The sequence below is a fragment of the Azospirillum oryzae genome (assembly GCF_900177515.1).
In the GTDB taxonomy this organism is placed as follows: Bacteria; Pseudomonadota; Alphaproteobacteria; order Azospirillales; family Azospirillaceae; genus Azospirillum; species Azospirillum oryzae_A.
The window spans coordinates 1-16,933 of record NZ_FXAK01000002.1 but is presented as its reverse complement, the minus strand read 5'-3'; the positions used below and the strand labels follow the sequence as shown (position 1 = coordinate 16,933).

At 70.0% G+C, this 16,933-nt stretch carries 18 protein-coding genes; 12 read left to right on the top strand and 6 right to left on the bottom strand.

The window, feature by feature from the left end; all coding sequences use genetic code 11:
- Positions 1–2 precede the first annotated feature (2 nt).
- From B9N97_RS03290 to B9N97_RS03265, 6 genes are read left to right on the top strand one after another with little or no spacing between them, the layout of a single operon-like run.
- A complete protein-coding gene (locus tag B9N97_RS03290; protein WP_085083370.1) occupies positions 3–1,562 on the top strand; it encodes a sigma-54-dependent transcriptional regulator in 1,560 nt (519 codons plus the stop codon).
- Positions 1,563–1,615: 53 nt separating this feature from the next.
- Positions 1,616–3,799 carry a flagellar biosynthesis protein FlhA gene (gene flhA / locus B9N97_RS03285; protein WP_143266344.1) on the top strand — a complete coding sequence of 728 codons (2,184 nt, stop codon included), beginning with the start codon at positions 1,616–1,618 and terminating at the stop codon, positions 3,797–3,799.
- A gap of 46 nt (positions 3,800–3,845) precedes the next feature.
- Positions 3,846–5,123, top strand: a complete 1,278-nt coding sequence (locus B9N97_RS03280) for a flagellar biosynthesis protein FlhF (protein ID WP_085083368.1) — start codon at positions 3,846–3,848, stop codon at positions 5,121–5,123.
- Positions 5,120–5,917, top strand: coding sequence for a MinD/ParA family protein (locus tag B9N97_RS03275; RefSeq protein WP_085083366.1), 798 nt, complete (start codon positions 5,120–5,122; stop codon positions 5,915–5,917). Before B9N97_RS03280 ends, B9N97_RS03275 begins: the two co-directional genes overlap by 4 nt.
- Positions 5,918–5,925: 8 nt before the next feature.
- Positions 5,926–7,779: a hypothetical protein gene (locus tag B9N97_RS03270; protein ID WP_085083364.1), complete on the top strand. Its 1,854-nt coding sequence runs from the start codon at positions 5,926–5,928 to the stop codon at positions 7,777–7,779.
- A complete protein-coding gene (locus tag B9N97_RS03265) occupies positions 7,776–8,141 on the top strand; it encodes a hypothetical protein (protein WP_085083362.1) in 366 nt (121 codons plus the stop codon). Before B9N97_RS03270 ends, B9N97_RS03265 begins: the two co-directional genes overlap by 4 nt.
- A 120-nt stretch (positions 8,142–8,261) precedes the next feature.
- Here the strand turns inward: B9N97_RS03265 and B9N97_RS03255 are convergent, their stop codons facing one another.
- Genes B9N97_RS03255 through B9N97_RS03240 form a run of 5 tightly spaced genes read right to left on the bottom strand, consistent with a single transcriptional unit; the run spans position 8,262 to position 10,264 of the window.
- On the bottom strand, positions 8,262–8,711 hold the full coding sequence (locus tag B9N97_RS03255) for a diheme cytochrome c (RefSeq protein WP_085083358.1): 450 nt from the start codon (positions 8,709–8,711) through the stop codon (positions 8,262–8,264).
- Positions 8,712–8,721: 10 nt separating this feature from the next.
- Complete coding sequence (locus tag B9N97_RS03250; protein ID WP_085083356.1) at positions 8,722–9,159, bottom strand: DUF1924 domain-containing protein; 438 nt, start codon at positions 9,157–9,159, stop codon at positions 8,722–8,724.
- Complete coding sequence (locus B9N97_RS03245) at positions 9,156–9,692, bottom strand: hypothetical protein (protein WP_085083354.1); 537 nt, start codon at positions 9,690–9,692, stop codon at positions 9,156–9,158. The genes B9N97_RS03250 and B9N97_RS03245 overlap by 4 nt, the downstream gene beginning before the upstream one ends.
- A gap of 25 nt (positions 9,693–9,717) precedes the next feature.
- Positions 9,718–9,846 carry a hypothetical protein gene (locus B9N97_RS36640; RefSeq protein WP_280174729.1) on the bottom strand — a complete coding sequence of 43 codons (129 nt, stop codon included), beginning with the start codon at positions 9,844–9,846 and terminating at the stop codon, positions 9,718–9,720.
- Positions 9,847–9,859: 13 nt separating this feature from the next.
- Complete coding sequence (locus tag B9N97_RS03240) at positions 9,860–10,264, bottom strand: hypothetical protein (RefSeq protein ID WP_085083352.1); 405 nt, start codon at positions 10,262–10,264, stop codon at positions 9,860–9,862.
- 228 nt (positions 10,265–10,492) lie between these two features.
- Between B9N97_RS03240 and B9N97_RS03235 the strand changes: the two genes are divergently transcribed.
- The 3 genes from B9N97_RS03235 to B9N97_RS03225 are packed head-to-tail and all read left to right on the top strand — an operon-like array spanning position 10,493 to position 12,873.
- Positions 10,493–10,831, top strand: a complete 339-nt coding sequence (locus tag B9N97_RS03235) for a PepSY domain-containing protein (protein ID WP_244560532.1) — start codon at positions 10,493–10,495, stop codon at positions 10,829–10,831.
- 4 nt (positions 10,832–10,835) lie between these two features.
- On the top strand, positions 10,836–11,495 hold the full coding sequence (locus tag B9N97_RS03230) for a response regulator (RefSeq protein WP_085083350.1): 660 nt from the start codon (positions 10,836–10,838) through the stop codon (positions 11,493–11,495).
- A 22-nt stretch (positions 11,496–11,517) separates the two neighbouring features.
- The gene (locus B9N97_RS03225; protein WP_085083348.1) at positions 11,518–12,873 is read left to right on the top strand and encodes a sensor histidine kinase; all 1,356 of its coding nucleotides are present in this window, start codon (positions 11,518–11,520) and stop codon (positions 12,871–12,873) included.
- A 54-nt stretch (positions 12,874–12,927) separates the two neighbouring features.
- Here the strand turns inward: B9N97_RS03225 and B9N97_RS03220 are convergent, their stop codons facing one another.
- Positions 12,928–13,161: a thioredoxin domain-containing protein gene (locus tag B9N97_RS03220; RefSeq protein ID WP_085083346.1), complete on the bottom strand. Its 234-nt coding sequence runs from the start codon at positions 13,159–13,161 to the stop codon at positions 12,928–12,930.
- Positions 13,162–13,389: 228 nt separating this feature from the next.
- On the opposite strand from B9N97_RS03220, the gene B9N97_RS03215 reads away from it, so the two are divergent.
- The 3 genes from B9N97_RS03215 (at position 13,390) to pyk (ending at position 16,744) form a co-directional block, all read left to right on the top strand.
- Positions 13,390–13,761, top strand: coding sequence for an EF-hand domain-containing protein (locus B9N97_RS03215; protein ID WP_085084617.1), 372 nt, complete (start codon positions 13,390–13,392; stop codon positions 13,759–13,761).
- A 332-nt stretch (positions 13,762–14,093) separates the two neighbouring features.
- Positions 14,094–15,179, top strand: coding sequence for an aldose epimerase family protein (locus B9N97_RS03210; protein ID WP_085083344.1), 1,086 nt, complete (start codon positions 14,094–14,096; stop codon positions 15,177–15,179).
- 50 nt (positions 15,180–15,229) lie between these two features.
- A complete protein-coding gene (gene pyk, locus B9N97_RS03205; RefSeq protein WP_085083342.1) occupies positions 15,230–16,744 on the top strand; it encodes a pyruvate kinase in 1,515 nt (504 codons plus the stop codon).
- Positions 16,745–16,933 lie beyond the last annotated feature (189 nt).

Sequence of the window (16,933 nt, the reverse complement as noted above, 5' to 3'; positions counted from 1 at the left end):
CTATGCGTCTGCTGATCGTTGGAACGTTGGAAGGCTACATCACCGCCGCCGGCAAGATCGCCATGAAGCGGGGGGCCAAGGTGTCGCACACCGACAGCATCGAAGGGGCGCTGAACGCCTTGCGTGCCGCCGCCGGCGCCGATCTGGTGATGATCGACGTCAAGCTGGACATCGCCACCTTCATCGACAGCCTGAAGTCGGAGCGGATCACCATCCCGGTGGTCGCCTGCGGCATCGGCACCGATGCGGCCGCCGCCGTGCGCGCCATCCGCGCCGGCGCCAAGGAATACCTGCCGCTGCCGCCCAATGCCGAACTGATCGCCGCGGTGCTGGAGGCGGTGGCAGAGGAAAGCCATTCCATCGTCTGCAGCGACCCGGCGATGCTGGCGACGCTGCGGCTGGCCGAGCAGGTGGCGCCCAGCGACGCCTCGGTGATGATCACCGGCGAGAGCGGCACCGGCAAGGAGCTGATGGCCCGCTTCATCCACCGCAAGAGCCGGCGGTCGGGCGAGCCCTTCGTCGCGGTGAACTGCGCCGCCATCCCGGAGAATTTGCTGGAGTCGGAGCTGTTCGGGCACGAGAAGGGTGCCTTCACCGGCGCCGTCGCCCGGCGGCTCGGCAAGTTCGAGGAGGCCAACAACGGCACCCTGCTGCTGGACGAGCTGTCGGAGATGCATCCGCGCCTGCAGGCCAAGCTGCTGCGCGCCATCCAGGAAAAGGAGATCGACCGCATCGGCTCCAGCCAGCCGGTGAAGGTCAATGTCCGCCTGATCGCCACCTCCAACCGCAATCTGGAGGCGGAGGTCCGCGCCGGCAATTTCCGCGAGGATCTGTATTTCCGCCTGAACGTGTTCAGCGTGGCGATCCCGTCCCTGCGCGAACGCCCGGCCGACATCCCGATGATCGCCGAGCATTTCCTGAAGAAGTACGCGGAGGCCAACGGGCTGGGCGACAAGCGCCTGACCGAGGACGCGCTTCTGATGCTGAAGGCGCATCACTGGCGCGGCAACGTGCGCGAGCTGGAAAACACCATGCACCGCGCCGTCCTGCTGTCGCGCGGGGAAGAGGTCGGGCCGGAAGCGATCATGCTGACCAGCAAGCTGCTGGCCCCGGAAGGCAGTGCCCAGGCCTCCATCCCCACCGACTCGCCGGTCGCCAACCCGTTCGCCGGTCCCGGCGGCACCGTGCCGGCCGCGCCCTACCAGCCGCAGCAGCCGTCCGCCCCGCTGGTGGTTCCGCCGCCGGGCGCCATGCCGACGAGCTACGGCCCGCCGAAGGGCGGCAAGCCCGGCCCCTACGGCATGGCGGCCAACAGCAGCGCGGCTGCCGCGGCCAGCGCCGGGACCAGCGGCGCCGGTCTGGCGGCGCTGATCGGCCGCACCGTGGCCGACGTCGAGCGCGACCTGATCCTGGAGACGCTGACCCACTGCCTGGGCAACCGCACCCATGCCGCCAACATCCTGGGCATCTCGATCCGCACGCTGCGCAACAAGCTGAAGCAGTATGGCGACGAGGGCCGCAACGTGCCCACCCCGGGCAACGACGAGCGGGCGACGGCCTGACGGCGCGTCCGGTTCGGAGCCATGAGCGGCGGGATTGAGCGGCGGGAGCATCCATGGCGCTGACGGAGCAGAATAGCGGCGGCGGCGGTGGCGGTGGCGGGGGTGGCCCCGGCAACATGGCCGCCTTCGGCGAGATGTGGTCGGTCGCCAAGTCGTCGCTGAAGCGCGGCGACGTGGCGATGGCCATCGGCATCCTGATCGTCGTGGTCGGGCTGATCATGCCGTTGCCCGCCGTCATGCTCGACATGATGCTGGGGCTGAACGTCACCATCTCCATCCTGATCCTGATGGTGGTGCTGTTCATCGAGAAGCCGCTGGAGCTGTCGTCCTATCCGACGATCCTGCTGATCACCACGCTGCTGCGCCTGTCGCTCAACATGGCCTCGACGCGCCTGATCCTGACGCAGGGGCATGAGGGCACGTCGGCCGCCGGCCATGTGATCGAGGCCTTCGCCAGTCTGGTCATGGGCGGCGATTTCGTCATCGGCGTGATCATCTACGCCATCCTGACCATCGTGAACTTCAAGGTCATCACCGCCGGTTCGGGCCGCATCGCCGAAGTGGCTGCGCGCTTCACCCTGGACGCCATGCCCGGCAAGCAGATGGCCATCGACGCCGACCTCTCGGCCGGCATGATCGACGAGGGCACGGCGCGGGCGCGGCGCAAGGAGCTGGAGGACGAAAGCGCCTTCTTCGGCTCGATGGACGGTGCGTCGAAGTTCGTGAAGGGCGACGCCGTCGCCGGCCTGATGATCATGTTCATCAACATCATCGGCGGCGTGACCATCGCGGTGCTGCGCCACGACATGCCGGTGATGCAGGCGCTGGACACCTTCACCAAGCTGACCATCGGCGACGGTCTGGTGTCGCAGATCCCGGCGCTGGTGATCTCGATCTCCGCCGGCTTCCTGGTGTCGAAGGCCGGCATGGGCGGCTCCACCGACAAGGCGGTGGTCGGGCAGCTGACCGGCCACAGTCAGGCGCTGGCCCTGTCGGCCGGTGCCGTCGGCGTGCTGGCCCTGCTGCCGGGCATGCCGATCCTGACGCTGGCCCCGGTCATCGCCGCGGTCGGCGCCGCCGCCTGGTACATGCCGCGCCTGCGCGCCAGGAAAGAGGCGGAAGAGGCCGCGGCGGCGGAGGAAGCGGCGGCGGCCGGCGGGATGCCGGGCGGCGGGCCTGGCGCCGGACCGGCGCCGGACGAGCCGATCTCCACCGCACTGTCCATCGACCTGATCCGGCTGGAGCTGGGCTATGGCTTGCTGTCGCTGATCAATCAGCCGCAGGCGGGCAGCCACCGGCTGACCGACCAGATCAAGGGCCTGCGCCGGCAGATCGCCGGCGAGGTCGGCTTCGTCATGCCGGCGGTGCGCATCCAGGACAATCTGCAGCTTCCGCCCAACACCTACATCATCCGCGTCAAGGAGATCGAGGCCGGGCGCGGCGACATCCGGCCCAACATGCTGCTGGTGATGGACCCGCGCGGCGACGCCATGAGCCTGCCCGGCGAACAGACGGTGGAGCCGACCTTCGGCCTGCCCGCCATCTGGATCGAGCCGGGATACCGCGAAGAGGCGCTGTTCAAGGGCTACACCGTGGTCGATCCGTCGACCGTGGTCACCACCCACCTGACCGAGCTGATCAAGGACAACATGCCGGAGCTGCTGTCCTTCACCGAGACGCAGAAGCTGCTGGACGAGACCGACAAGGAACACCAGAAGCTGATCGCCGATGTGGTGCCCGGACAGATCACTGTGGGCGGATTGCAACGGGTGTTGCAGAATCTCCTTGCCGAACGGGTTTCGATCCGGGATCTTCCCACCATATTGGAAGGGGTATCCGAAGCGACCAGCCAGACCCGCAGCATCACCCAGATCACCGAGCATGTGCGGTCCCGCCTTGCCCGGCAGATTTGCGACGCGAACACGAACGAGATGGGCTTCATCCCGCTCGTCACCCTGTCGCCCGAATGGGAGCAGGGGTTCGCCGAATCGCTGGTGGGCGACGGCGACGACCGGCAGCTGACGATGGCCCCGTCCCGCCTGCAGCAGTTCATCACCTCCGTCCGTCAAACCTTCGAGCGACATGCCATGATGGGCGAGAGCCCCGTACTGCTGACCAGCCCGCTGATCCGGCCCTTCGTCCGCTCCATCGTCGAGCGGTTCCGGCCGGCGACCGTGGTCATGTCGCAGAACGAAATCCACCCGAAGGCCCGCATCAAGACCCTGGGGCAGATCTGATGGTGCGTGCCGTTCCCTCCTCCTTAGCTGACGGAAGGCGCTGCCGATGCGGCTGAAGTCCTTCCACGCCAAGACCATGTCCGACGCCATGCGGATGGTGCGCCAGTCGCTGGGCGACGACGCCATCATCGTCGCCACGCGCGAGGAGGAAGGCGGCGGCGTGCGCGTCACAGCGGCGGTGGAAGAGGACGACCTGCCGCCCGCCCCGTCCTCCGGCACCGCGCGCGGCGGCCGGGGCAAGGCGCCGCCGAAGCCGGTCGAACCCGAGATCGACGTGGGCGAGGTGGTGGCCGACGCCCTGCAGCGCCATGGCGTGCCAGCGGCGCTGGCCGAACAGCTGATCGACGCGGCGTCGGGTCTGGACACCGAGGACCCGCGGCTGGCGCTGGGCTCGGCGCTCGATTCCTTCTTCACCTTCAATCCGCTGCCCGACGGCCGGTCGCCGGTGAAGCCGCTGGCGCTGGTCGGGCCGCCGGGCTCCGGCAAGACCCTGGTGGCGGCCAAGCTGGCGGCGCGGGCGGTGTTCCGCAAATGCTCGGTCGGCGTCATCACCACGGACACGGTGCGGGCCGGCGGCGTCGACCAGCTGGCCGCCTTCACCCGGCTGATGAAGCTGAAGCTGGCGACGGTGGAGGACCCCGACGCGCTGGCCGGCGCCTTCGAGGTGCATCGCCGCACCGACCTCGTGCTGGTCGACACCGCCGGGCGCAACCCGTTCGACGCCGACGACATGCAGGATCTGCGCGCCATGCTCTCCGCCGGAGAGGTGGAGCCGGTGCTGGTGCTGCCGGCCGGGCTGGACGCGATGGAGGCCGCCGACATGGCGCTGGCCTTCAAGGCGGTCGGCGTGCGGCGCATGCTGGTGACCCGGCTGGACATCGCGCGCCGGCTGGGCAGCGTGCTGGCGATCGCCGCGCGCGCCCGGCTGTCCTTCTGCGACGTCAGCATCTCGTCCAAGGTGGCGGAGGGGCTGACGGCACTGAACCCGCTGGCGCTGGCCCGCATGATGATCCCGGCCGAGGAGAAGGCGCCCGCCGTCAAGGAGCCGGCGCCGCGCCGCGCCGCCCGCACCGCGGAGTGGGACGAGGACGACGACATCGGCGAAGGGGGCCACCCGGATCATGAGCCGGACCTGACACCCGAGCGCAAGCCGAAGTTCGGCCGGGGCTATGAGCCGGAGGACGACGAGCCGGACTTGGAGCCGGCACCACCGCCGCCGCCACCGCGCAGGGCCGCCGCCGCCAAACCGTCCAAACCCACAACCCAGAAATCCGCAACCAAGGCTAAGGCCGCCAGTTCCCCCTCGTCGAGGACCCTGCCATGACCGATCCGGTGTTCCCGGCCGCCCTCAAGAACGTTCGCCCGCTGCGCGGCGCCAACGTCATCGCCGTGGCCAGCGGAAAGGGCGGCGTCGGCAAGACGTGGTTCTCCATCACGCTCAGCCATGCCCTGACCAAGGCGGGCATGAACACCCTGCTGTTCGACGGCGATCTGGGCCTTGCCAACGTCGACATCCAGCTGGGCTTCTCCCCCAAGAACGACCTGGGCGCCGTCATCAACGGCGAGGTGACGCTGGCCAAGGCGGCGCAGCGCTTCCCCGACACCGGATTCGACATCATCGCCGGCCGGTCGGGGTCGGGCACGCTGGCGCAGTTGCCGAGCCAGCGGCTGTCCGGCCTGCGCAACGATTTGCTGGAACTGGCGAAGAGCTATGACCGGGTGGTGATGGACATGGGCGCCGGCGTCGACCGCACGGTGCGCACTCTGTCGGGTCCGGCCGGCACCACGCTGGTGGTGACGACGGACGAGCCGACCTCGCTGACCGACGCCTATGCCTTCATCAAGCTGACCCACGCCACCAACCCATCCGCCGATCTGCGGATCGTGGTGAACATGGCGCAGAGCGTGAAGGACGGCGAGCGCACCTACGGCACCATCCTGAAGGCCTGCCAGAATTTCCTGAAATACAAGCCGGCGCTGGCGGGCATCATCCGCCGCGACCTGAAGGTGCGCGACGCCATCCGCAACCAGACCCCGCTGCTGACCCGCTCGCCCTCCAGCGACGCGGCCCGCGACGTCGAGGCGATCGTGCAGCGGCTGCTCGCCGGCGCCAAGTAAGGACAAGGATGGGCGGGGCGATCCCACCGTCGGTCACGCCTGCCGCCGCCACCGCCGCGGCGACCCCCGCCGCGCCCGCCCCCGTCACGGCCGAGGCCACGGTCGTCCAGCTTCCCGAACGGCTTCCGGAGGTGACCCGCCCGGTGGTGCTGACCGGCACCGTCGCCGGCCAGACGCCGGAGGGGCTGACCCGCGTGCGCACCGCGGCGGGTGAACTGCTGCTGGACAGCGCGGCGGAGCTGCCACCGGACAAGCAGGTCACGGTGCAGATCACGCCGGGGAATATGTCCTCGGCGGCCTCCCCCACCACCGCCCTGCCGGCCAAGCCGACGGCGCTGATCCTGCTGCAATCATTGGGGAATCCGGCCGCGCCGCAGACCGGCGGGACGACGCCGGCCCCGGCGGCCGGAAGCGGAGCGGCGCCCGCCGTCCTGCTGCCCACCCCGACCGGGGCGACGGTCCCGACCAACCTGCCGCCGCTGCTGCCGGGCACCGTGGTGCCGGCGCTGGTGCTGGCCGGCGGGTCGGGCGCCAAGCCGCCGGCTCCGTCCGCGACGCCGTCGCAGGGCACGCCCGCCACGCCGACCGCAGGCACGCCCGGCCTGTCCGGTTCGCAGAAGCCCGAAGCTCCGACCGCCGGAACGCCGGCCGCGCCGATGAGCGGTTCGCCGACACCCTCCCCGACGATGGGCGGCGGCGGCGCCACCTTCGGCACGCCGGTCCAGCTGGGCGGCGACGCAGCCCATCCCGGCGCCGAAACGCCGACGATGCCGAACCGGCCCGCCGAGACCGCCGGCAATGCCGAGCCGCCCGACCTGCCGCGTGGTGCCACGGTGGCGCTGAGGATCCTGACCGTCACCCCGCCGCCGCAACAGCCGCGCCCGCCCGGCGATCCGGAGGGCGGTGGACGCAACGGTCAGGCCGGGAACCAGCCGGGACAGCAATCCGCCGGGCAATCATCTCCGCAGCCGTTCCCCGAGCCGGACGAGGCGGCGCTGCCGCCCGACACCCCCATCCTGCGCGGCACGGTGGCCGGCAGCACGGCGCAGGGGCAGCCGATCCTGGCGACCAGGCAGGGCATGCTGGCGCTGAACGTCCCGGCCAGCCTGCCGCAGGGGGCCAAGGTGACGGCGGCGCTGGCCGACCTCGCCCAGGCGATGCAGGCGGCGGCCCCCACCCTGCCCGGCCCGCCAGGTCCGCTGGACGGCCGCGACTGGCCGGCGATGCGGCAGCTGATGGCGACGCTGGCGGCGGCCGATCCGGCGCTCGCCAAGTCGATGCTGGCGACGATGCCGCAGCCGAACCGCAAGCTGACCGCCGCCATCGGCTTCTTCCTGGCGGCGATGCGCGGCGGCGACGCGGCGGGCTGGCTCGGCGACGGTGCGGCGGGCGCCCTGGATAAGGCCGGGCGGCGCGACCTGCTGGAGCGGCTGGAGAAGGATTTCGACGGTCTGCGGCGCGAGGCGGCGGAGCCGCTGCCGGGCGACTGGCGCAGCTACACCATCCCGCTGATGGACGCCAACGGGCCGAAGCCGATCAAGCTGCATGTCCATCCGCTGAAGGAGGACGAGGAGGGCGGCGGCAAGGAACGGTCGAAGCCGGGCAGCCGCTTCGTCATCGATCTGGACCTCAGCCGCTTCGGGCCGATGCAGTTGGACGGTCTGGTGCGGCCCAACCATTTCGACCTGATCCTGCGCAGCCACGCCGCCCTGCCGCCGGAGCTGCGGGTGGAGCTGATCCAGGTCTTCGCCGACAGCGTGCGGGCCGTCGGCTATACCGGCGGCCTGTCCTTCCAGTCGGGGGCGCGCAGTTGGGTGAAGCTGACCCGCGCCGGCCAAGCGGGTCTGGGAGTGTCGGCATGAGGCGCGAGCGTCTGACCACCCACCCCTCCCCCGACGCCCGCCACGACTTCCTGGTGGAGCTGCGCGGCGAGCCGATGCCGGGGGTGCGGCTGACCCTGCGGCTGGTGCCGGACCTGCTGGTGCCCGATCCGGCGTCGGTGGTGGCCTATCTGGCGGAGTTCGCCGGCTTCTCCGACGGGCTGGAGGCGCTGGCGGTCGCCATCCTGGACGACGTCAACAACGAGCTGGTCCCCCGCTGGGTCGAGGTCGCGGTGGAGAGCGACACCCCCCTGCCCCACCGCGTGGTGATCGAGGACCGGCAGCCGACCTGGGACAATCCGCGCATGTTCCCCCTCTCCCCCCCGGGGAGAGGGTCGGGGTGAGGGGGATGCGTTGCGTGCCTTCCCGAGAATCCTCGCTGTGCGTCCCCCTCACCCTAACCCTCTCCCCGGGGGGAGAGGGGACTCTTGCGGTGTCGAGAGGGTTGCCGCTTCAAAGCTTACTCAATCGTCCTCGTAGAGACCCTGCGCGGCGGTGCGGTGGCAGGCTTCGCAGTTGCTTTTGGCGGCAACTGATTTGCGCGTCCAGATCGAGGGCGAAAAGTCGTGCTTGCGCAGCCACCAGCGCTGTTCGGTGATGCGGATCAGACGGCCGTCGCCGTTGCCGGCATTCTGCGTCAGGTAGTTGCGGATGGCCGCGGCCGTGTCGGCCGGCAGGCTGGCGTTATCGCCGAAATGGTCCTGCAGGCCGTCCATGATGCGGGTCCAGGACGCCGCCGGCAGCAGGCCCGGCTGATAGGCCATGTGGCACTCGCCGCATTCCTTCTGGGTGGCGGCGTGAGTGACGGGACGGACGCGTTCGAACTCGCTGGCAAAGGTCGCACCGGCGGTCGCGGCGAGCATGGCGAGCGCGGCGATGCCGGTGAGCGGGCGGAAACTGCGGTTGGGGGACATCGGCGGCTCGCTATCGGTTCGACAGGAAGGTGATGAAGTCGCCCTTTTCCTGCGCCGTGCAGGCGCGGCCGAGGACGTTGACGCAGTCGCGCTCGAAGCGCTTTTCGACCTCGGCGGGATCGGTGAAGCGCTTGGGGTTGGCGGATACCGCCATCGGCAGGATGTCGCGCCCGGTCTTGTAATGGCGGCCGGTTCCGGCCGGGTCGCGGGTGTGGCAGCTGGCGCAGCCGGGGGTGTCGGCGACCTTGCCGCCGGCATGCGGCCCGAGATAGAGCGCGCGCCCGCGCTCCGCCGAGAAGCCGGCGAAGCCGGGGGTCTGCGCCTTGGCCTGGGCGGCATAGCCGTCGAGGATGCGGGCACGCTCCGGATCGCCGGACGCCGCCAGGGCGACGCCGGCGCCCAAGGACACCGCGGCGGCGAGCAGGAGGATCGGTTTGGTCGGTCTCATGGGATCACCCGGTTGGAAAGGTTGGACAGCCAGGCGGTGCAGCGGGAGACGATGCCGGAGGGCATCCGCTTCAGGCCGTGCAGTGCGAAGACCAGGGCGATGTGCGCAAGGATGAGGAAGAGGGAGGCCTCGGCGATCTCCTTGTGCAGATGTTCGACCTGCACGAAGAAGTCGGCGACGGCACCGGTCGCCGCCGCGATCCCGACGCCGACCAGCAGGGCGGCGGCCATCCAGGCGGTCAGCGGGCTGCGCTCCGCCCGCGCCTTCGCATCGCCGGTGAACAGACGGCGGAGCCATCCGGCGACCGCCGCCACCGAGGGCCGGGGCAGGCGCAGCGGGCTTCCCGCCGGGGCCAGCGCCCCCGCCGCCACGCGCAGGCCGATGGCGCTGAGGACGGCATAGCCGGAGAAGACGTGCATGCCGTAGGTGTCCTCGTCGCCGGTGAGATAGGCGACGATGAAGGCGCCCGAGACGATGGCGTGGAAGGCCAGCAGGGCGGTCATCTCGGCGGCGGAAGGCTTGCGGGCGGACATGATGATCTCCCTCTCCTGGGGCGGGTCAGTCGTCGTGAGTAAGGCCAGCGGTCAGCAGTGTGGCGATACCGGCGCCCCTGGCCTGATAGGCGGTGGCGAGGGCGCCGACGACGGCCGCCATCAGCAGGGTGTGAAGGATCATCTTCTTCAGCATGGCGCGGCTCCGGTCAGTCGTCGTCGCGGTCGTCGTCATGGCCGTGGCGGCGGCCTTCATGCTTGCCCATGGCGTCGCGGCCGAAGGCGGTGCCGTCCTGGCGGATGATCTGGCCGGCCTGGATCGCGCCCTGGCGGACGCCGCCGACGACGGTGATCTGGTCGCCGGTCCGGATGCCGTCGGGAAGGAAGCCGCGGCTGGCGACGTCGATGCGGTCGCTGCCGTCGGTCATGACGAACCAGTTCGCCGCGACCTTCTCCACGATGCCGGTCACGGTGCCGCCGCCGGCCTTCACCACGTCGGCGATCGGCTGCGGGCTGGTCGGCTGGATTGCCGCGCCGCGGTGATGGTCGCCGGCCAAAGCGGCGGTCGCGAGGGTCGCGGTCAGAAGGGTGGCGAGGGTAGCGGCTTTCAGCATGGCATCACCTGTGGTGCGGGGGTGAGCGTCAAAGCGCCCGATGAAGCGCACTCTGCCCCAGCCAGCCTGAGCCGAGCCTGAACGGGCCGTTCATCCGCCGTTCAGGATGAAAAACGGCGGTTAGCTGCGATTCGGGGGCCATTCAGCGGCGGTTCAGGGATGCGACGATATGCTGGTTCGATCGCGCAGCCCCGGTGCGCGATGCTGTTCCAGGCAGAGAGGTCGATCATGAGGACCGGTCCCGCATTGCTCCTTCTCCCCATCCTGCTGTTCGCAGCAGGGCCGGGCATCCATGCTGGCGCCCATGCCGGCGACGACCACGAGCGTGCCCGCAGCGCGCTGCGGGAGGGGCGAATCCTGCCGCTGGAGCGGATCGTCGAAAGCGCCAGGCAACGGTTCGGCGGCGACGTGCTCGACGTCGATCTGGAGGATGAGGAGGACGGCTTCCGCTATGAGCTGAAGCTGATCGCGCCGGACGGCCGGATCCTGAAGCTGGACTATGACGCCGCCACCGGCGAGCTGCTGCGGACCAGAGGCCGCCACCGGTCCCACGGCGACGGGAGGTGAGGCCATGCGCGTGCTGGTGGTGGAGGACACGCCGGAACTGGCCCGGCAGCTGAAACAGCGGCTGGAGGGCGAAGGCTATGCCGTCGATACCGCCGGGGACGGCGAGGAGGGCCGCTTTCTGGGCGAGACCGAGCCCTATGACGCGGTGATCCTGGATCTGGGGCTGCCGAAGATCGACGGGCTGACGGTGCTGCGCTCGTGGCGGCGGGCGGGCATGGCCGTGCCGGTGCTGATCCTGACCGCGCGCGACGCCTGGAACGAGAAGGTGCAGGGCATCGACGCCGGCGCCGACGATTATCTGGCGAAGCCCTTCAGCATGGAGGAGCTGCTGGCCCGCGTCCGCGCGCTGATCCGCCGCGCCAAGGGCCACGCCACCGCCGAGATCGCCTGCGGCGGGGTGGTGCTCGACACCCGCAGCGGACGGGTCACGGTGGATGGCGAGCCGGTCGAGCTGACCGCCTTCGAATACCGGGTGCTGTCCTACCTGATGCACCGGAAGGGGCAGGTGGTGTCGCGCACCGAACTGATCGAGCATGTCTATGCCCAGGATTTCGACCGCGATTCCAACACCATCGAAGTCTTCGTCGGCCGCCTGCGCCGCAAGCTGGGGGTGGACGTCATCAAAACGGTGCGCGGGCTGGGATACCGGGCGGACGAGCCGTAAGGACGGGGCATAGGAACTGGCCATGAGATGGACGGAGTCGCTGCGCTTCCGGCTGCTGGCCGGCGCGGCCGTGTGGGTGGCGCTGGCGCTGATGCTGGCGGGCTGGATCATCGCCGACCTGTTCCAGACCCATGTCCGCCAGCGCTTCGAGGCGGAACTGACCAATCATCTGGAACAGCTGGCGGCGGTGCTGGAGATCGGGCCGGACGGCAGGCCGGCGCTGCGCCAGCCCTTGAGCGACCCGCGCTTCCGCCGGCCGCTGTCGGGATTATACTGGCAGGTGGGGGAGAGCGGGGATGAGCCGCTGCGCTCGCGCTCGCTGTGGGACAGCGTGCTGAACCTGCCCGACGACCGGGGGGAGGACGGGTCGCTGCACCGGCACGACGCGGCGGGACCGGCGAACCAGTCGCTGTTCGTGCTGGAGCGCTTCGTCCTGCTGCCTGAGCGGGCGGAGCCGATCCGCATCGCCGTGGCCGCCGACCGGGCCGAACTGGCCGGCGTCACCCGCGCCTTCAACGCCACGCTGGCGCTGTCGCTGGCGGTGCTGGCGACGGCGCTGATCGCCGCGGCGCTGATCCAGGTTCAGATCGGGTTGAGGCCGCTGTCCCGCCTGCGCGGCGCGTTGGCCGATGTGCGGGCCGGGCGGAAGAAACGCTTCGACGTGGCGATGCCGACGGAAGTCCGGCCGCTGGTGGAGGATCTGAACGCGCTGCTGGCCCATGCGGAGGAAATCGTCGGGCGCGGGCGGCTGCAGGCCGGAAATCTGGCCCATGCGCTGAAGACCAACCTCGCCGTGCTGGCGAACGAGGCCGCCACGCTGGACGAGCGCAACGCGCGCGCGGTGGGGGCGGCGATGGTCCGGCAGGTGGAGCTGATGCGCCGGCATGTCGATCATCACATGGCCCGCGCCCGCGCCGCCGCCGCCCGCGGCGTGCCGGGCATCAGCACGCCGGTGCCGGACTGCGTCGCCGCATTGGCGCGGGTGATGCGCAAGCTGCACGCCGCCAAGGCGCTGGACATCCGCGTCGATGCCGCCGACGGGCTGCTGTTCGCCGGCGAGCGCGAGGACCTGGACGAGATGCTGGGCAATCTGCTGGACAATGCCTGCAAATGGGCGCGCGGGCGGGTCGAGGTGACGGGCCGGAAGGAAGACGGCGGCATGCTGTCCGTCACGCTGGACGACGACGGCCCCGGCCTGCCCGACGACTGCCGCGAGGCGGCGCTGGAGCCAGGGGTGCGGCTGGACGAGAGCACGCCGGGGACGGGGCTCGGCCTTGCGGTGGTGCGGGATGTGGCGCGGCTCTATGGCGGCGACATCCAACTCGGCGCATCGCCGCTGGGCGGGCTGCGGGCGACGCTGCGGCTTCCGGCGGCGTGACGGGCGTACGGCTTAGCCGGCCGTCGACAGCACGCCATAGCCGGCGATCGCCGCCTAGTCGGTGATCTTGTCGATCCGGACCGGCCCGCCGAGGCGGTCGGCCTCGGCCAGGACCATGTCCGCCGTCGTCTGGCACCGCTTGCAGCCGGGGCCCAGCACCCCGGTGAACAGGGCGATCAGGCGGACGGTCAGCACCTTGCGCAGGATGATCATCACCGGCAGCGACAGTGCATGAGTGTATTCTAATGTCAGCGCCGTGCCGTCGGCAATTGCCGGGCGGTAGGGCATGGCGTCACAGCCGGGCGCGGCCTTGCGCCGGGGACATCGCGGCCATGCGTCGGTCCACAGCGCGGCGCCACGGAATCGGGATGGCGCAAGAGGTTGCGCTGCGTGTTGGGCGCATTCCAGATCGCAGGTCGCGCCGAGTCCGGGTCTGCGACAAGCTGGCGCGGTCGCCCTTCTATCAGTGGGGCCTAATATCGCAGCGGGGGTGCTGATTTTCGACGGGAGGTTCCGATGAAACGCTTCCTCATTGCCGCGCTATGCACCGGGCTGCTGGTTGCCGGCTCCGCTCTCGCCCAGACCGGGGCGGGTCCCGGCATGGGTCAGGGCATGGGCGGCCAAGGAATGGGCCAGGGCATGGGGCCGGGGAAAGGCATGGGCGGCACCGGTGCGATGCACCAGCAGATGTTCGACCAGCTCGATGCCGACAAGGACGGCGCCATCAGCCGGACGGAGTTCGTCGATGCGCCGCGGGGCGGACCCGGTTCGATGACCGACCTCGCCAAGGATCGCCGCGGCGCCCGGTTCGCCCGGTTCGACAAGAACAAGGACGGCAAGCTGACGCCCGAGGAATGGGGCGCCTGGACGCCGGCCAAGACCAAGTAACCACAACCAGACAATAACACCGGCAGGAACCCGGCCAACGCCCCTCCGCCGCCATTTCCACCCTGCTGGGAATGACGGCCGGGGGGCGTCGGCGTCTCCCGACCATGCACGGCGTCCCCGGCCTGCGGCAAACTGTCCGGCGGGGGTACGGGGTGCGGATGCGGTTTGCCTTCCGCTCTAATATATTAGTATAATACAGCCACGATCCATCCGGTGAGGCCCCGTCATGACCGCCGACCCATTGGAGACGGCACTGCTCCTGCGCGTGGTGATGGTTCTGGGGCTGCTGCTTCTCGGTTTCTATTAACCTCTTCCACAGGGATGCCTGCACCATGGCAACCGACCTCAAGCGTGAGAATTTCTCCGCCACCATCGACGGCAAGCCGGTGGATCTGTTCACCCTGCGCAACCGCCGCGGCATGGTGGTGCGCATCACCAATTACGGCGCCAAGATCGAGCAGGTCCTGGTCCCCGACCGCGACGGTGTCCTGGGCGATGTCGTCCAGGGCTATGACGGGATCGAGGGGGCGATGGGCGGGCAGGCGTCCATGGGCTCCTTCATCGGGCGCTATTGCGGGCGCATCCCCGACGGGCGCTTCACGCTGGACGGCGTCGCCCATCAGGCGGCGGTGAACAGCCCGCCCAACACCCTGCATGGCGGCCAGCGCGGGTCGCGCTTCCGCGTCTTCGACGCCCGGCAACTGGACGAGGCCAGCCTGGAGCTGACCTATGTCTTCCAGGACGGCGAGGAGGGTTTTCCCGGCACCCTGCCCTTGCGGCTGGTCTATACGGTCGGCGACGACAATGCCCTGACCATCGCCTGGACCGCGGTGGCGGCCGACAAGACGACCATCGCCAACTTCACCGACCACACCTTCTTCAACCTGTCGGGCGATCCGGGATCGTCGATCCTCGACCATGTCGCCACCGTTCATGCCGGGCGTTATCTGGCGCTGAGCGACAGCGCGGTGCCGACGGGGGAGATGGTGGACGTCGCCGGCACGCCGCACGACTTCCGCACGCCCACGGCCCTGGGCGCCCGCATCGACGCCGACGACCGCATGCTGGCGCTCGGCAAGGGCTATGACCTGCATTACGTGATCGACCGGCCGGCAAATGGGCCGGCGCCCGTGCTTCATGCCCGCTTCCTGCATCCCGGCAGCGGCCGGACGCTGGAGGTGCTGTCCACCGAACCCGGCCTGCAGCTCTACACCGGCAATTTCCTCGCGGGCAAAGCCCCGCGGGATGTCGGCAAGGGCGGCGTCCTCTACACGAAGCACAGCGCCTTCTGCGCCGAGCCGTCGAAATTCCCCAACGCCGTCAACCTCTCCTCCTTCTGGCCGTCCTTCCCGTCGACGGTGCTGCGTCCCGGCCAATGGACCGCCGGGTCCATCGTCTACCGGTTCGGGGTCGCCTGAGGCGGCGCCATACCGCCCGCCCCCACCCTCCCCTCGGAGTCCCCATCGCCATGAACACCGCCAAGCCGATCCGCCGTTACCGGCAGACGAAAGTCGTCGCCACGCTGGGTCCGTCCTCCTCTTCGCCCGAGATGATCCGCCGTCTGTTCGAGGCCGGCGTCGACGTCTTCCGCCTGAATTTCAGCCACGGCAGCCACCAGGACCATGGCGAGCGCGTCCGCGCCATCCGCGCGCTGGAGGAGGAGACCGGCCGCCCCATCGCCATCATGGCCGACCTGCAGGGGCCGAAGCTGCGGCTGGGCCGCTTCGCCGACGGGCCGGTGACGCTGACCGCCGGCCAGTCCTTCTGCCTCGACCTGCTGGCGGAGCCGGGTGATTCCCGTCGCGTCGGCATGCCCCATCCGGAGATCTTCGCCGCCCTGGTGCCGGACGCCGAACTGTTGCTGGACGACGGCAAGGTGCGGCTGCGGGTGACCGCCTGCGGCGCCGATTACGCCGAGACCGTGGTGGTGTCCGGCACCAAGCTGTCGGACCGCAAGGGCGTCAATGTTCCCGGCGTGATGCTGCCGCTGTCGCCGCTGACACCCAAGGACCGCGCCGATCTGGACTTCGCGCTCGACCAGGGCGTGGACTGGGTGGCGCTGAGCTTCGTCCAGCGGCCGGAGGACGTGGCGGAGGCGCGCAAGCTGATCGCCGGCCGCGCCGCACTGCTGTCGAAGCTGGAGAAGCCGCAGGCGATCCAGCATCTGGACCGCATCGTCGAGATGTCGGACGGCGTCATGGTGGCGCGCGGTGACCTGGGCGTGGAGATGCCGCCGGAGGATGTGCCCTCCATCCAGAAGCGCATCATCCGCGCCGCCCGTCTGGCCGGCAAGCCGGTGATCGTCGCCACCCAGATGCTGGAATCGATGATCTCCGCCCCCGCCCCGACGCGGGCCGAGGCGTCCGACGTCGCCACCGCGGTGTTCGACGGCGCCGATGCCGTCATGTTGTCGGCGGAGACCGCGTCGGGCGAGTATCCGGTGGAAGCGGTGTCGATCATGGACCGCATCGCGCGGCGGGTGGAAGGCGATCCGCTGTACCGTGGGCTGATGGATGCCCAGCATGCCGATCCGGAACAGACGGAATCGGACGCCATCACCGCCGCCGCCCGGCAGGTCGCCCATACGGTGAAGGCGGCGGCCATCGCCACCTACACCACCAGCGGCTCCACCACGCTGCGGGCGGCGCGCGAGCGGCCGGAGGTGCCGATCCTCTGCCTGACCGAGAGCGCCGCCATCGCGCGGCGGATGGTGCTGGCCTATGGCGTCCATGCGGTGCTGACGGAGGATGTGCAGAGCTTCTCCGACATGGTGCACAAGGCGGCCCGGCTGGCCTATGTCCACGGGTTGGCCGAGGAAGGCCAGCGGCTGGTCATCACCGCCGGCGTGCCCTTCGGCATGCCGGGATCGACCAACGTCCTGCGCATCGCCTGGGTCGAGCCGCCGAGCCGTCCGGAGCGGGACCAGGAGGCGCGTGAACAGAAGGTCCGGGCCCGCCAGCCGATGGCCTTCGCCGACGCCTGAGTCGGGGGGCAAGTCCGACCGGGGCGGTGCGGCTTTCCGGCCGTTCCGCCCCGCGGTTCGAATCGCACCTTTCGCAGACCGCCAATCCTCCGATCCGAACAAAGGGCGCCTTGCCAAAGTATCAAACGCAAGTCCGGTCAGCCTTGCGGCCTATCGACTTCTATGCTCTTGACACCGATCAAATAAAGA